The sequence below is a fragment of the Kitasatospora sp. NPDC094028 genome (assembly GCF_049543595.1).
In the GTDB taxonomy this organism is placed as follows: domain Bacteria; phylum Actinomycetota; class Actinomycetes; order Streptomycetales; family Streptomycetaceae; genus Kitasatospora.
The window spans coordinates 428,431-445,556 of the sequence record NZ_JBMVFA010000003.1; the positions used below are offsets into that span (position 1 = coordinate 428,431).

The window sequence follows — 17,126 nt, forward strand, 5'->3', positions numbered from 1 at the left end:
GGCCGGGTTCACCCGAGGTCCTCCTGCGCCATCCGGATCAGGGCTTCCGCATCCATCTCGTCGATCGACGCGCCGCCGGCCTCCTCGGTTGCCGTCTCGGGCAACTCACTGTCCGCCAGTTCCCGCAGGGTGCCCAGAAGTCCGGCCAGCCGCAGCCGTTCGATCGGGATCGACGCCAGCAGCGCCCGGATCTCCTCCTCCTCGGACCGCGGTCGGCCCGCCGCGTCGGGGACGATCTCCGGCAGCAGGTGGCGGGCGATCGCCGCCGGCGACGGGTGGTCGAACACGACGGTGGCGGCCAGCCGGACGCCGGTGGCCTGGGTGAGCCGGTTGCGCAGCTCGACGGCGCTCAGCGAATCGAAGCCGAGGTCCTTGAACGCGCGCTCCGGGTCGATCGCGGCGGCCGAGGCGTGGCCGAGGACGGCCGCCACCTGCGCCTGCACGACCTCCAGGACGATCCGCTCGCGCTCCGCCTCGGGCACGGCCCCCAGCCGCTGGGCCAGCACGCTCGCCCCGGCGTCGGCCGCCCGGGCCGGCAGCCGGACCAGGCCGCGCAGCAGCGGCGGCAGCATCCCGGCCCGGGCCTGCGCCCGCAGCACGGCGGTGTCCAGGAGGACGGGCGCCACCAGCGCGGCATCCACCTCCAGCGACCGGTCGAACAGTGCCGGGCCGGTCTCCGGGGTCAGCGCGCTGACCCCCATTCGCCCGAGCCGGGCCAACTCCGCCTCGCCCAACTGGGCTGCCATGCCGGCCGTTTCGGACCAGAGGCCCCAGGCGAGCGAGGTCGCCGGCAGGCCGGCGGCGCGGCGGGACGCGGCCAGCGCGTCCAGAGCCGCGTTCGCGGCCGCGTAGTTGCCCTGGCCGGGGCTGCCCATCAGGGCGGCCACCGAGGAGAACAGCACGAACGCCGACAGGTCCGTCCCGGCGGTCAACTCGTGCAGGTGCCAGGCGGCTTCGAGCTTCGGGCGGAGCACCCGCTCGACCTGCTCGGGCGACAGCGACTCGACCGTGCCGTCGTCCAGCACACCGGCGGCGTGCACGACGGCCGTCAGCGGCTTCTCCGATTCCGCGATGGCTGCCGCCAGTTGCGCGCGGTCCGCGACGTCGCAGGCCACCACCGTCGCGGTCGCGCCCAACTCGGCCAGTTCCGCGACGAGTTCGGCGGCACCGGCGGCCCGGGGGCCGCTGCGGCTGAGCAGCAGCAGGTCACGCACGCCGTGCGCGGCCGCCAGGTGCCGGGCGAACACCGCGCCCAGGCCGCCCGTACCGCCGGTGACCAGGACGGTCCCGTCCGCGCCCAGCGGCGCCGGCACGGTCAGCACGACCTTGCCGACGTTGCGCCCCTCGCGCAGGTGGCGCAGCGCCTCGCGGCCCTGCCGGACGTCCCAGGTGCGGACGGGCGCGAACCGCAGGACGCCCTGCTCGAACAGGGCGACGATCTCGGCCAGCAGCTCGGCCAGGCGCTGCGGCCCGGCCTCCCACAGGTCGAACGCCCGGTAGGTGACGCCCGGCCGGGCGGCCGCGATCGCGTCCGCGTCGCGGATGTCGGCCTTGCCCATCTCCACGAACCGGCCGCCGCGCGGCAGCAGGTCGAGCGAGGCGTCGACGAACTCGCCGGTCAGTGAGTTCAGGACGACGTCCACCCCGGCGCCCCCGGTGGCGGCCAGCAGGTCGTCACGGAAGGCCGTGTCACGGGAGTTGGCGATGCGCTCCGCCGGGACGGCCCCGGCGGTCAGCACGTCCCACTTGGCGGGGCTCGCGGTGGCGAACACCTCCGCGCCGAGGTGGCGGGCGATCTGCACGGCGGCCGTGCCGACCCCGCCGGCGGCGGCGTGCACCAGCACCCGCTCCCCCGCGCGCAGCCCGGCCAGGTCCACCAGGCCGTAGTAGGCGGTCGCGTAGGCCACCGGCACCGACGCCGCCTCGGTGAACGACCAGCCGTCCGGGATCCGGGCGAGCAGGGCCCGGTCGGCGACGGCCACCGGGCCGAAGGAGCCGCCCACGATCCCGAACACCCGGTCGCCGGGCGCCAGGTCGGTGACCCCGGTGCCGACCTCCAGCACCGTGCCCGCCGCCTCGGCGCCCAGCGGGACGTCGTCGGGGTACACGCCGAGGGCGATCAGCACGTCGCGGAAGTTCACCCCGGCGGCGCGGACGCCGATCCGCACCTCGCCGGCCGCGAGCGGGCGGCGGGCGGTCGACGCGGTGACCTCGACGCCGTCCAGCGAGCCCTTGCGGGTCACGGACAGGTGCCACGGCCCGTCTGCGGCCGGGGCGGGGGCCGGGGCCAGGCGCGGGGCGAGCACCCGCTCGCCGCGCACGGCGACCTGCGGCTCGTCGGCGTCGAGCAGGGCGCCCCAGTCGGGCGTTCCGCCGTCCGCGCCGTCCAGGTCGACCAGCAGGAACCGGCCCGGGTGCTCGGACTGCGCGCTGCGCAGCAGGCCCCACATCGCCGCCTGGGCGGCGTCCGGCGCCTCGCCGTCGACGGACACCGCGTTCCGGGTGACCAGGGCCAGCCGGGTCCCGGCCGACCAGTCGGCGGCCAGCCAGCGCTGCACCAGGGCGAGCGCCCCGACGACGGCCTCGCGGGCCGCGTCGGCCTCGTTCCCCGCCGGGGTGGCGATGGACGCCACCACCAGCCGCGGCTTGGATCCGCCCTCGGCGAAGGCCTGTCCGAGCGCGGTCAGGCTCTCGAACCGCTCACCGTCGACGGCCGCGCCGCCCAGCACCGCCGGCCGGACGGGCTGCGCCGCGCCGAGCGCCACCGGCGCCCAGTCCAGCCGGTGGACGGACTGCCCGCCGCCGTTGCGCAGCCGCTCCAGCTGGGCCGCGTCGACCGGGCGCATGTCCAGCCGCTCCAGGCTCAGCACCGGCTCGCCCTGCTCGCTCGCGACGTCCAGCCCGAAGGCGGCCTCGTCCACCCGGCGCATCCGGATCCGCACCCGGGACAGGCCGCGCGGCGCGATCCGCACCCCGGACCAGGAGAACGGCAGGAACGCCTGGTCGTTAGGCCCGTCCGAGAGCAGGCCGGCGTGCAGGGAGGCGTCGAACAGCGCGGGGTGCACACCGAAACCGTCGCCGCCGCTGTCGCCCGGCAGGGCCACCTCGGCGTACACGGACTCGCCGACCCGCCAGGCCGTCCGGACGCCCTGGAACGTCGGGCCGTAGTCGAAGCCGAGTTCGGCCATGCCCGCGTACAGCGCGGCGCCGGTCAGTTCCGTCCCCCCGGCGGGCGGCCACTCGGTCGGCAGCCACACCGCCGGAGCGGCGCTCTCGGCCGCCAGCCAGCCGCGCGCGTGGCACACCGGTTCGACGGCCTCCTCGGCCGACGCCACCTCCGGGCGGGCGAACACCGCGACCTCGCGGCGGCCGTCCTCGGTGGAAGCTCCCACCGTGACGCGGAGTTGGGCGGCCGCGCCCTCCTCCAGCAGCAGCGGCGACTCCATCACCAGCTCGTCCACCACCGGCACACCCACCCGGCGGCCGGCCGCCGCGACCAACTCCACCCAGGCCGTACCGGGGACGATCACGTGGCCGAGCACGACGTGGTCGCTCACCCACGGCTGGGCGCCGGCGGTCAGGCGGCCGGTGAACAGCCACTCGTCGCGATCGCCGACCTGGGCGGCGGCGGCGAGCACCGGGTGCTCGATCCGGTCCAGGCCGGCCGCCGTGACGTCCCCGGCGCCGGCGCCCGGGGTCAGCCAGAAGCGCTCGCGCTGGAAGGCGTACGTGGGCAGGTCGACGATCTTGGCGCCGGTGCCCGCGTAGAAGGCGGCCCAGTCGACGGCCGAACCGGCGGTGTGGGCCCGGCCGAGGAAGCCGGCGAAGGTCTCGCGGTCCTCCTGCTTGGCGCGCAGGGCGGCCGCGAACGCCGCCTCCGTGTCGTCCTCGACGCACTGGCGGGCCATCGCGGTCAGCACCGCGTCGGGGCCGAGCTCCAGGAAACGGCGAACGCCCAGGCCCCACAGGGTGGTCACGCCGTCGGCGAAGCGCACCGCCTGGCGCACGTGGCGCACCCAGTACTCGGCGTCGAAGGCCTCGACCAGGGCGCCGGTGACGTTGGAGACCACCAGGATGGTCGGCTCGGCGTAGGTCAACTTCTCGGCGACCGTACGGAATTCGGCCAGCATGGGTTCCATGCGGGGCGAGTGGAAGGCGTGCGAGACCCGCAGCCTCGTCGTCTTACGACCCTCGACCCTCGGCAGCCACTCCTCGACGGCGTCCGCGTCACCCGAGACGACCAGCGCGGTGGGCGCGTTGATCGCGGCGATCTCCAGCCGGCCCTCGAACCCGGCCAGCGACTCGGCGACCTCCGCCTCGGTGGCCTGCACGGCCACCATCGCGCCACCGGCGGGCAGCGCGCCCATCAACCGGCCACGCGCGACGACGAGTTCGGCGGCGTCGGCGAGCGAGAGGACGCCCGCGACGTGCGCGGCGGCGATCTCGCCGACCGAGTGCCCGACCAGATAGTCCGCCCGCAGCCCCACTGACTCCGCCAGCCGGAACAGCGCCACCTCGACCGCGAACAGCGCGGCCTGGGTGAACTCGGTCGAGTTCAGCTCCTCACCACCGGCCGCGATCAACTCCCGCACCGAGCACCCCAGTCGGGCATCCAGCTCGGCGCAGACCTCGGTCAGCGCCCGCTCGAACACCGGGAAGGTACCGGCCAGCTCCAGGCCCATCCCGGCCCGCTGCGAACCCTGCCCGGTGAACAGGAACGCCGACTTCCCACCGACACCCGGCGCCCCGGCCGCGACCGCGGCCAGGCGCTCGATCAGCTCGTCACGCCCCGAGGCGACGACGACCGCACGCCGCTCCAGCAGCGCCCGGCTGGCCGTCGCCGAGAACGCGACGTCCGCGACCGAGAGTTCGGGCCGCGCCAGCAGGTGCGCGCGCAGCCGCTCGGCCTGGGCCTTCAGCGCCGCGTCCGTCCGGGCGGACACCACGACCGGCAGCGGCGCTGCCGGCCCAGCGGGCTCGACCGCCATCGGCTCGACCGCCGGCGGCTCCTCCACGATGATGTGGGTGTTGGTGCCGCTGACGCCGAACGAGGACACGCCCGCGCGACGCGGCCGCTCACCGGCCGGCCACTTCCGGGCCTCGGTCAGCAGCTCGACCCGGCCGGACTCCCAGTCCACGTGCGAGGACGGCTCGTCCACGTGCAGGGTCTGCGGCAGCACGCCGTGCCGCATCGCCATCACCATCTTGATCACGCCCGCCACGCCGGCGCCCGCGGAGGTGTGGCCGATGTTCGACTTGATCGAGCCCAGCCACAGCGGCTCGTCCCCGGCCCGCTCGCGCCCGTAGGTCGCCAGCAGGGCCTGCGCCTCGATCGGGTCGCCCAGCCTGGTGCCGGTGCCGTGGCCCTCGACCGCGTCGACGTCGGCGAGCGACAGGCCCGCGCTGGCCAGCGCCGCCCGGATCACCCGCTCCTGCGAGGGACCGTTCGGCGCGGTGAGACCGTTGCTGGCGCCGTCCTGGTTGATCGCGGTGCCCCGGATCAGGCCGTGGATGCGGCGCCCGTTGCGGCGCGCGTCCGACAGCCGCTCCAGCACGAGCAGGCCGAGGCCGTCCGAGAAGCCGGTGCCGTCCGCCGAGGACGCGTACGCCTTGCAGCGCCCGTCCTCCGCCAGGCCGCGCTGGCGGCTGAACTCGCGCAGCATGAACGGGCTCGGCATCAGTGTCACGCCGCCCGCCAGGGCGAGCGAGCACTCGCCGCCCCGCAGCGCCTGCACGGCCATGTGCAGGGCGACCGAGGAGGAGGAGCAGGCGGTGTCGACGGAGACCGCCGGGCCCTCCAGGCCGAGCAGGTAGGAGATCCGGCCCGAGGACACGCTCGCCGCGCCGCCGGTGAGCTGGAAGCCCTCGATCTCCGGCAGGGCGCGCTCCTGCCCCATGCCGTAGTCGGTGACGCTCAGCCCGCAGTAGACGCCGGTGTCGCTGCCGCGCAGCGTGCCGACGTCGATCCGCGCGTCCTCAAAGGCCTCCCAGGAGGCTTCGAGCAGCAGGCGCTGCTGCGGGTCCATCGCGGTCGCCTCGCGCGGCGAGATGCCGAAGAACTCCGCGTCGAACTCGCCGATGCGGTCGACGAATCCGCCGCCCCGGGCGTAGACCGTCCCGGGCTGCTCCGGGTCGGGGCTGTACAGCCGCTCCAGGTCCCAGCCGCGGTCGTCGGGCAGCGGCGCGACGGCGTCGCGCCCCTCCGCGACCAGCTCCCACAGCCCGTCCGGCGAGGACACCCCGCCGGGGTAGCGGCAGCTCATCCCGATGATGGCCAGCGGCTCGGTCGCCCGGGACTCGGCCTCCTCCAACTGCGCTCTGGTCTCGTTGAGTTCGAGCGCGACCTTCTTGAGGTAGCGGACCAGCTTCTCCTGCTGGTCGACGCTCTCCGTCGTCATCTCCGTGTCCCCCGTCACTCGTCGCCCAGCTGAACATCGATCATTCGGAACAGGTCCTCGGCGGTGGTCGCCGCCTGGAGCTGCTCCCGCTCGCTCTGCGCCCTGCTCACCGGCTCGCCCTCGCCCGGGCCGGCGGCCGCCGCCGCTCCGGCGCTGATGGCCGACAGCAGGGTGCGCAGGCGCTTGGCCACCCGCTGCTGCTCCTCCGCCGAACTGGCGGCGAGCATCTCCTCCAGCCGCCGGACCTCCTGGTCGATCGGAGGCTCGGCCGGCTCCCCGCCGCCCAGCTCCGACAGCAGCAGGTCCGCCACCGCCGCCGGCGTCGGGTGGTCGAAGACCAGCGTCGCCGGCAGCCGCACGCCCGTGGACTGGGCGAGCCGGTTGCGCAGTTCGACGGCGCCGAGCGAGTCGAAGCCGAGGTCCTTGAAGGCCCGGTCCGGCTCGATCGCGGCCGCCGAGGCGTGGCCGAGGACGGCCGCCACCTGCGCCTGGACGGCCTCCAGCACGATCCCCGCCCGCTCCGGCTCCGCCACCGCCGCCAGCCGCTGCGCCAGCACGCTCGCCCCGGCGTCGGCCGCCCGGGCCGGCAGCCGGACCAGGCCGCGCAGCAGCGGCGGCAGCATCCCGGCCCGGGCCTGGGCGCGCAGCACGGTGGTGTCCAGCAGCACCGGGGCCACCATGGCCGCGTCCACGTCCAGCGACCGGTCGAACAGCGCCGGTCCGGTCGCCGGGGTCAGCGCGCCGACTCCCATCCGCTCCAGGCGCGCGAACTCGGCCTCGCCCAACTGGGCGGCCATACCGGCCGTTTCGGACCACAGACCCCAGGCGAGCGAGCTCGCCGGCAGGCCGGCCGCCCGGCGGGACGCGGCCAGCGCGTCCAGCGCCGAGTTCGCGGCCGCGTAGTTCGCCTGCCCCGGGCTGCCGATGAGGGCGGACACCGAGGAGAACAGCACGAACGCCGTCAGGTCGGCTCCGGCGGTCAACTCGTGCAGGTGCCAGGCGGCTTCGAGCTTCGGGCGCATCACGCGGTCGACCTGCGCGGGCGACAGCGAGGCGATCACGCCGTCGTCGAGCACACCGGCGGCGTGCACGACGGCCGACAGCGGCTTCTCCGATTCCGCGATGGCGGCCGCCAGTTGTGCGCGGTCCGCGACGTCACAGGCGACCACCTTCGCGGTCGCACCCAACTCGGCCAGCTCGGCCACCAGTTCGGCGGCACCGGCGGCCCGCGGGCCGCTGCGGCTCAGCAGCAGCAGGTGCCGCACGCCACGGGCGGCGACCAGGTGGCGGGCGAAGACCGCGCCCAGGCCACCCGTACCACCGGTGATCACCACCGTGCCCTCGGCGTCGAACTCCACCGCCGACTCACCGCTGGACGCCTTCACCAGGCGCGGCGCCAGTACCCGGCCGCCGCGCAGCGCCACCTGCGGCTCGTCGCCGTCCAGCAGCGCGCCCCAGTCCGGTCCGGAGCCGTCGTCGGAGCCGTCCTCGGAACCGTCCAGGCCGACCAGGTCGACCAGCAGGAAGCGGTCCGGGTTCTCCGACTGCGCACTGCGCAGCAGGCCCCACAGCGCGGCCTGGGCGACGTCCGCCGCCCCGCCGTCCACGGACACCGCGTTCCGGGTGACCAGGGCCAGCCGCACCTCGGCCGTCCAGTCGGCGGCCAGCCACCGCTGCACCAGCTCCAGCGCCTCGGCCACGGCCTCGCGGGCCGCGTCGGCCTCGTTCCCCGCCGGAGTGGCGACGGACGCCACCACCAGCCGCGGCTTCGGGGCGCCCTCGGCGAGCGCCTTCTCCAGCGCCGCCAGGTCGGCGAACGCCTCGCCCTCGACACCCGCACCGTCCAGCACCGCCGGCCGGACGGGCTGCGCCGCGCCGAGCGCCACCGGCGCCCAGTCCAGCCGGTACACCGACTGGGCGCCACCGCGCCGCAGCCGCTCCAGCTGCGAGAGGTCCACCGGGCGCATGTCCAGCCGCTCCAGGCTCAGCACCGGCTCGCCCTGCTCGGACACCACGTCCACCCGCAGAGCGGAGTCACCGGCGGGCGAGATCCGCACCCGGACCCGGGAGAGGCCCGGCCGGCCGCCGGTCACCTTCGACCACGAGAACGGCAGCAGGGTCGCGCCGCCGTCCGCGCCCTTCTCCGCGAACGCGCCGTGCAGCGTCGCATCGAACAGCGCCGGGTGCAGGGCGAAGCCCTCGCCGCCGGTGTCGCCCGGCAGGGCCACCTCGGCGAACACCTCGGAGCCGACCCGCCACGCCGTCCGCACGCCCTGGAACACCGGGCCGTAGTCGAAGCCGAGCTCGGCCATGCCCGCGTACAGCGCGCCGCCGGTCATCTCCGTCCCACCGGTGGGCGGCCACTCGGTCGGCAGCCACACCGCCGGAGCGGCACTCTCGGCCGCCAGCCAGCCACGGGCGTGGCAGACCGCCTCGACGGCCTCCTCGGCCGACGCCGACTCCGGGCGGGCGAACACCGCCACCTCGCGACGGCCGTCCGCACCCGCGACGCCCACCGTGACGCGCAGCTGCGCGGCGCCGCCCTCCTCCAGCAGCAGCGGCGACTCCATCACCAGCTCGTCCACCACCGGCACACCCACCCGGCGACCGGCCGCCGCGACCAGGTCCACCCACGCGGTGCCCGGGACGATCACCATGCCCAGGACGACGTGGTCGCGCACCCACGGCTGCGACTCGGTGGAGAACCGTCCGGTGAACACCCACTCGTCACGGTCGCCGACCTGCACGGCCGCCGCCAGCACCGGGTGCTCCATGCGGTCCAGGCCGGCCGCGACGACGTCACCGCCCTGCGCGGACGGCGTCAACCAGTAGGTCTCCCGCTGGAAGGCGTACGTCGGCAGGTCGACGATCCGGGCACCGGTGGCGGCGAACGCGGACTCCCAGTCGACCTTCACCCCGGCGGCGTGCGCCTGGCCGAGGGAGAGCAGGAAGCGCGACAGGCCGCCCTCCTCCCGCTTCAGCGAACCCACCACCGACACCCGGCCGTTGGCCTCCGCCGCCTCGACGGCGTCCTCCACGGCCATGGTCAGCACGGGGTGCGGGGAGGCCTCGACGAAGCAGCCCATGCCCTGGTCGATCAGCGCGCGGATGGCCGGCTCGAAGCCCACCTGACCGCGCAGATTCTTGTACCAGTAGCCGGCGTCCAGCACCGCCGTGTCGATGAACTCGCCGACGACGGTGGAGTAGAACGGGATCCGGCCGCTGGTCGGCTCGACCGGCGCCAGGGCGGCGAGCAGGTCCGCTTCGATGATCTCGACCTGCGCGGAGTGCGAGGCGTAGTCGACTTTGACCTTGCGGGCCCGGACGCCGTCGCGCTCGCAGGCCTCGAACACCTCGTCCAGCGCGCCGGGTTCGCCCGCGACGACCACGGCGGCCGGGCCGTTCACGGCCGCGACGGAGAGCCGGCCCGCGTACGGCTTCAGCAGCTCCTCGACCCGCTCCACCGGCAGCGCCACCGACATCATGCCGCCCAGGCCCGCGAGCCTGTCGCGCACCAACTGGCTGCGCACGGCCACGATCCGGGCCGCGTCACGCAGCGACAGCCCGCCCGCGACGTACGCCGCCGCGATCTCGCCCTGCGAATGCCCGACCACGGCCGCCGGCTCGACACCGTAGGAACGCCAGAGGGCGGCGAGGCTGACCATGACGGCGAACAGCGCCGGCTGGACGACATCCACCCGCTCGAACGACGGCGCGCCCTCCTTGCCGCGCAGGACGTCCTCCAGGCTCCAGTCGACGAACTCGGCCAGCGCCTCACCACACGCGGCGATCTCCGCCGCGAACACCGGCGCCGAGTCCAGCAGTTCGACCGCCATCCCGACCCACTGCGCACCCTGCCCCGGGAACACGAACACCGGCTTCACCGTGCCACCGGCCGAACGGCCCTCCACCACCAGCGGCGAGGGCTCGCCCAGCGACAGCGCCGCCAGACCCGCCAACAGCTGCTCACGATCGGCCGCCGCCACCACAGCCCGGTGCTCCAGCTGCGCCCGCGTCGTCGCCGCCGAGAACCCCACATCGGCAAGCGACAGCTCAGGCCGCGCCACCAGATGCGCCCGCAACCGCTCCGCCTGCGCCCGCACCGCCGCCGCACTACGACCCGACACCGGCACCGCCACCGCCGCGACCTGCGGAGCCGGCTCCACCACCGGCACCTCCTCGGCCGCCGGAGCCTCCTCCAGGATCACGTGCGTGTTCGTCCCACTGACCCCGAACGAGGACACCGCCGCACGACGCGGCCGCCCGTCCACCACCGGCCAGTCCCGCGCCTCCGTCAGCAGCTCGACCCGGCCCGCGTCCCACTCCACGTGCGGCGAGGGCTCGTCCACGTGCAGGGTCTGCGGCAGCACGCCGTGCCGCATCGCCATCACCATCTTGATCACACCGGCGACACCGGCCGCCGCCGAGGTGTGCCCGATGTTGGACTTGATCGAGCCCAGCCACAGCGGCTCCCCGGCGCGGTCCCGGCCGTAGGTGGCCAGCAGGGCCTGGGCCTCGATCGGGTCGCCCAGCTTGGTGCCGGTGCCGTGGCCCTCGACCGCGTCGACGTCGTCCGCCGACAGGCCCGCGTTCGCCAGCGCCGCCCGGATCACCCGCTCCTGCGAGGGCCCGTTCGGCGCCGTCAGACCGTTGCTCGCGCCGTCCTGGTTGACCGCGCTGCCGCGCACCACGCCCAGGATCCGGCGCCCGTTGCGGCGGGCGTCCGACAGCCGCTCCAGCACGAGCAGGCCCATGCCGTCCGAGAAGCCGGTGCCGTCCGCGTCGGACGAGTACGCCTTGCAGCGCCCGTCCTCGGAGAGGCCCCGCTGGCGGCTGAAGCCGACGAGCAGGTCCGGCGTGGCCATCAGCGAGATGCCGCCGACCAGGGCCAGTTCGCATTCGCCCGCGTGCAGGGACTGGGAGGCGAAGTGCAGGGCGACTGAGGAGGAGGAACAGGCGGTGTCGACGGACACCGCCGGGCCCTCCAGGCCGAGCGAGTAGGCGATCCGGCCGGAGACCACGCTGGTGGTGGTGCCGGTGAGGTGGTAGCCCTCCAACTCCGGTGCCATCGTGGAGTGGTAGCCCGAGGGGACGGTGCCGCAGAAGACGCCGGTGTTGCTGCCGCGCAGCGAGGTCGGGTCGATGCCGGCGTGTTCGAAGGCCTCCCAGGAGGCTTCGAGCAGCAGCCGCTGCTGCGGGTCGGTGGCGGTCGCCTCGCGCGGCGAGATACCGAAGAACTCGGCGTCGAACTCTCCGATGCCGTGCACGAATCCGCCGGCCCGGGTGTACGCCGTGCCCGCGTGGTCGGGGTCCGGGTCGTACAGGTTGGCCAGGTCCCAGCCGCGGTCGGACGGGAACGGGCCCATCGCGTCCCGGCCTTCGGCGACCAGCTGCCACAGCTCGTCCGGCGAGGACACCCCGCCCGGGAACCGGCAGCTCATGCCGACGATCGCCAGCGGCTCGGCGGAGTCGACGCGCCGCGCCCGGGTGGCCTTCGGACGGCCGCTCGCGGGCTCCACCGTGATCTGCGAGACCAGCAGGCGCGCCACCGCCGCGGGGGACGGGTGGTCGAACACCAGGGTGGCCGGCAGGCGCACCCCCGTGGACCGGGTGAGCCGGTTGCGCAGCTCGACGGCGCTCAGCGAGTCGAAGCCGATCTCCTGGAAGGCGCGCTCCGGGTCGATCGCGGCGGCCGAGGCGTGCCCGAGCACGCCCGCGACCTGCCCCAGCACCAGGTCGAGCGCCACCCGCTCGCGGTCCGCCTCCGGCACGCCCGCGAGACGGCGGGCCAGCGATCCGCCGTTCTCCGCGCGCCGGGCCGGGACGGGCGCCAGCCCGCGCAGCAGCGGCGGCAGCAGGCCCGCCCGGGCCTGGGCGCGCAGAACGGCCGTGTCGAGCTGGACGGGCGCGAGCAGCGCCGCGTCCGAGGCCAGCGCCCGGTCGAACAGACCGAGACCGAGCTCGGCCGTCAACGGCTTCGCCCCCATCCGCTCCAGCCGCGCCAGCTCCGCACCACTCAACTGCGCCGCCATACCACCGGCTTCGGACCACAGACCCCAGGCCAGCGAGACCGCCGGCAGACCCGCCGCCCGACGGGACGCCGCCAACGCGTCCAACGCCGAGTTCGCCGCCGCGTAGTTGCCCTGACCCGGACTGCCGATCAGCGCCGCCACCGACGAGAACAACACGAACGCCTTCAGATCGGCCGAGGCCGTCAACTCGTGCAGATGCCACGCCGCTTCGACCTTCGGCCGCAGCACCCGCTCGACCTGCTCCGGCGCCAACGACTCGACCGTACCGTCGTCCAGCACCCCGGCCGCATGCACGACACCCGTCAGCGGACGACCCAACCCGCCCAACACCGAAGCCAGTTGCCCTCGATCCGCGACATCGCACGCGACGACCTCCGCCGCCGCACCCAACTCCGCCAGCTCCGCCACCAGTTCGGCCACACCCTCGGCCGCCGGACCACGCCGGCTCAACAGCAGCAGATGCCGCACCCCGTACGCCGCCGCCAGGTGCCGCGCGAACACCGCACCCAGACCACCCGTACCACCGGTGACCAGAACCGTGCCCCCGGCATCGAACTCCACCACCGGCCCCTCGGCCGGGGCCTTCACCAGGCGCGGCGCCAGAACCTTGCCGTCGCGCAGCGCCACCTGCGGCTCGTCGCCGTCCAGCAGCGCGGCCCAGTCCGGTCCGGCGCCGTCGTCGGAGCCGTCCAGGTCCACCAGCAGGAAGCGGCCCGGGTGCTCCGACTGCGCACTGCGCAGCAGACCCCACACCGCCGCCTGGGCGACCTCCGCCGCCTCACCGTCCACCGACACCGCACCACGCGTCACCAGCGCCAACCGGGCCTCACCCGACCAGTCGTGCGCCAGCCAGGACTTCACCAGCGCCAGCGCCCGGGTGACGGCCTCGGCCTCACCCCCGACCGAGGTGTCCACCGAGGCCACCACCAGCTGCGGCGCCTGGCCGCCCTCGGCCAACGCCCGGCCCAGCGCCGCCAGGTCCGCGAACCGCTCGCCCTCGACACCGGCCTCGCCCAGCACCGCCACCCGGACGGCCTCGCCGGTGCCGGACGCCACCGGTGCCCAGCCGAGCCGGTACAGCGGGCTCTGCGTCCCGCCGGCCCGCTTCAGCTGCGCCCGGTCGACCGGGCGGAACACGAGCTGGTCCATGCTGAGCACCGGCTCGTCGTGCTCGTCGACGATCTCGATGCGGAACGCGGCCTCACCGGCGGGAGTGAGCCGGGCGCGGGCGTGCGAGACGCCGGGGCGATGGAGCCGGACGCCGTTCCACGAGAACGGCATGACGAGCGTGTCGTCGGGCTTCTCGCCGAACAGCGAGCTCTGCACCGCCGAGTCGAAGAGCCCGGGGTGGATGCCGAAGGCCGTGCGGGTGTCGGCGTCGTCCGGCAGGGCCAGCTCGACGTAGACGGCGTCCTCGTCCTGCCAGGCCTCGACGACGCCCTGGAACAGCGGGCCGTAGTCGTAGCCGATGTCGGTCATGCGGGTGTAGAGCGCCTCCGGGGACAGGGGCTCGGCGCCCGGCGGCGGCCATTCGACGTCCCACCCGGGCACCGACGACTCGTGCGCCGCCAGCCAGCCCCGGCCGTGGCAGGTCACCTCGGCGGAAGCGTCGGCGTCCTGGCCCTCGGGGTGCGAGAAGAGCACGAACTCGCGGCGGCCGTCCTCGTCGGCCTGGCCCACGGTGATCTGCAGGCGGCGCGCGGCCGTCTCGTCCAGGGCCAGCGGCGCCTCGATGACGAGCTCGTCCAGCACCGGGCAGCCGACCTCGCGGCCGGCGGCCAGGCTCATCTCGACCAGCGCCACGCCGGGCACGACGACGGTGCCCAGCACGACGTGGTCGCGGGTCCACGGCTGGGACCGGGTCGAGATGCGGCCGGTGAACAGCCACTCGTCGCGGTCGCCGATGAGGGCGCGGCCGGCCAGCACGGGGTGCTCGACGGCGATGAGCCCGGCGGCCGTGACGTCACCGCCCAGCGCGGACGGCATCAGCCAGAAGCGCTCGCGCTGGAAGGCGTAGGTCGGCAGGTCGACGACCTTGGCGCCGGTGCCCGCGTAGAACGCGGCCCAGTCGACGGCCGCGCCGGCGGTGTGGGCCTGGCCGAGGAAGCCCGCGAAGGTCTCGCGGTCCCCCTGCTTGGCACGCAGGGCCGCCGCGAACGCGGCGTCGGCGTTCTCGTCGACGCACTGGCGGGCCATCGCCGTCAGCACCGCGTCGGGGCCGAGCTCCAGGAAGCGGCGAACGCCCAGCTCCCACAGGGTGGTCACGCCGTCGGCGAAGCGCACCGCCTGGCGCACGTGGCGCACCCAGTACTCGGCGTCGAAGGCCTCGACCAGCGCGCCGGTGACGTTGGAGACCACCGGGATGGCCGGCTCGGCGTAGGTCAACTTCTCCGCGACCGTACGGAATTCGGCCAGCATGGGTTCCATGCGGGGCGAGTGGAACGCGTGCGAGACCCGCAGGCGGGTGGTCTTACGGCCCTCGACCTTCGGCAGCCACTCCTCGACGGCGTCCGCGTCACCCGACACAACCAGCGCGGTGGGCGCGTTGATCGCGGCGATCTCCAGCCGGCCCTCGAACCCGGCCAGCGACTCGGCAACCTCCGCCTCGGTGGCCTGCACGGCCACCATCGCGCCACCGGCGGGCAGCGCCCCCATCAACCGGCCACGCGCGACGACGAGTTCGGCGGCGTCGGCGAGCGAGAGCACGCCCGCGACGTGCGCGGCGGCGATCTCGCCGACCGAGTGCCCGACCAGATAGTCCGCCCGCAGCCCCAGCGACTCCGCCAGCCGGAACAGCGCCACCTCCACCGCGAACAGCGCGGCCTGGGTGAACTCGGTGGAGTTCAGCTCCTCGCCACCGGCCGCGATCAACTCCCGGACGGAACGGCCCAGTCGGGCATCCAGCTCGGCGCAGACCTCGGTCAGCGCCCGCTCGAACACCGGGAAGGCACCGGCCAGCTCCAGGCCCATCCCGGCCCGCTGCGAGCCCTGCCCGGTGAACAGGAACGCCGACTTGCCGCCGACCGCACCCACCCCGGCCGACACCCCGGCCAGCCGCTCCGCCAGCTCGTCACGCCCCGAGGCGACGACGACCGCGCGCCGCTCCAGCAGCGCCCGCGAAGAAACGGACGAGTACCCGAGGTCCGCGACGGCCGCGTCCGGGTCGGCGGCCACCCACGCGCGCAGTCGCTCGGCCTGCGCCCGCAGCGCCGCATCGGTGCGCGCCGAGAGCACCACCGGCACCGCGCCCGCCGGACGGGCCACGACCTCCTCCACGGCGGGAGCGGCCGGCTCCTCGGCCGGCGCCTCCTCCAGGATGATGTGCGCGTTGGTGCCGCTGACACCGAACGAGGACACCGCGGCCCGGCGCGGACGCCCCTCCGCGGCCGACCAGGCGCGCGCCTCGGTCAGCAACTCGACCCGGCCGGACTCCCAGTCCACGTGCGAGGACGGCTCGTCGACGTGCAGCGTCTGCGGCAGCACGCCGTTGCGCATCGCCATGACCATCTTGATCACGCCCGCGACACCGGCCGCGGTCGAGGTGTGGCCGATGTTGGACTTGATCGAGCCGAGCCACAGCGGCTCGCCCTCGCGCTCGCGCCCGTACGTCGCCAAGAGGGCCTGCGCCTCGATCGGGTCACCGAGCACCGTGCCGGTGCCGTGGCCCTCGACGGCGTCGACGTCACCCGTCGACAGTCCGGCGTTGGCGAGCGCCGCCCGGATCACCCGCTCCTGGGACGGGCCGTTCGGCGCGGTGAGGCCGTTGCTGGCGCCGTCCTGGTTGACGGCGCTGCCGCGGATCAGGCCGAGGATGCGACGCCCGTTGCGGCGCGCGTCGCTCAGCCGCTCCAGGACGACGAGGCCGAGGCCGTCCGAGAAGCCGGTGCCGTCCGCCGAGGACGAGTACGCCTTGCAGCGCCCGTCCGGGGCGAGGCCGCGCTGACGGCTGAACTCCATGTGCAGGAACGGCCCGGCGAGGACGGTCACGCCACCGGCGAGCGCCAGCGAGCACTCCCCGGCCCGCAGCGCGTTCACCGCGAGGTGCAGGGCGACCGCCGAGGCGGAGCAGGCGGTGTCGACCGACACCGCCGGGCCCTCCAGGCCGAGCGCGTACGCCATCCGGCCGGAGACCACGCTGGTGGTGGAGCCGGTCAGCCGGAAGCCCTCGATCTCGGGCAGGGCACCGGCCGGCATGGCCGCGTAGTCGGACGGGCCGACGCCGCAGAAAACGCCGGTGGAGCTGCCGCGCAGGGTGTGCGGGTCGATGCCGGCGTCCTCCAGCGCCTCCCAGGCCGACTCCAGCAGCAGGCGCTGCTGGGGGTCCATCGCGGTCGCCTCGCGCGGCGAGATGCCGAAGAACTCGGCGTCGAACTCGGCGGCGCCGTCGATGAATCCGCCCTCGCGGGCGTAGACGGTGCCGAGCGTGTCGGGGTCCGGGTCGTAGAGCTTCTCCAGGTCCCAGCCGCGGTCGGTCGGGAACGGACCGATGCCGTCCCGGCCTTCGGCGACCAGCTGCCACAGCTCCTCGGGCGAGGTCACCCCGCCCGGGTAGCGGCAGCTCATGCCGACGATCGCCAGCGGCTCGCCGTCGCGCGACTCGTACTCGCGCAGGCGCGCACGGGCCTGGTTGAGGTCGCTCGCCATCTTCTTGAGATAGCGGGCGATCTTCTCCTGCTGCTCGGTGTTCTCTGCCATG

Annotated in this window: 2 protein-coding genes; both read right to left on the reverse strand. The window is 75.0% G+C overall.

Annotation, left to right across the window (positions count from 1 at the left end):
• Positions 1-8: 8 nt before the first annotated feature.
• Positions 9-6,398 (reverse strand): type I polyketide synthase, encoded by a 6,390-nt coding sequence (locus ACPC54_RS07570; RefSeq protein WP_498962249.1) that lies wholly within the window; start codon positions 6,396-6,398, stop codon positions 9-11.
• 14 nt (positions 6,399-6,412) lie between these two features.
• Positions 6,413-17,125 (reverse strand): type I polyketide synthase, encoded by a 10,713-nt coding sequence (locus ACPC54_RS07575; RefSeq protein WP_498962251.1) that lies wholly within the window; start codon positions 17,123-17,125, stop codon positions 6,413-6,415.
• Between the last annotated feature and the right edge of the window lies 1 nt (position 17,126).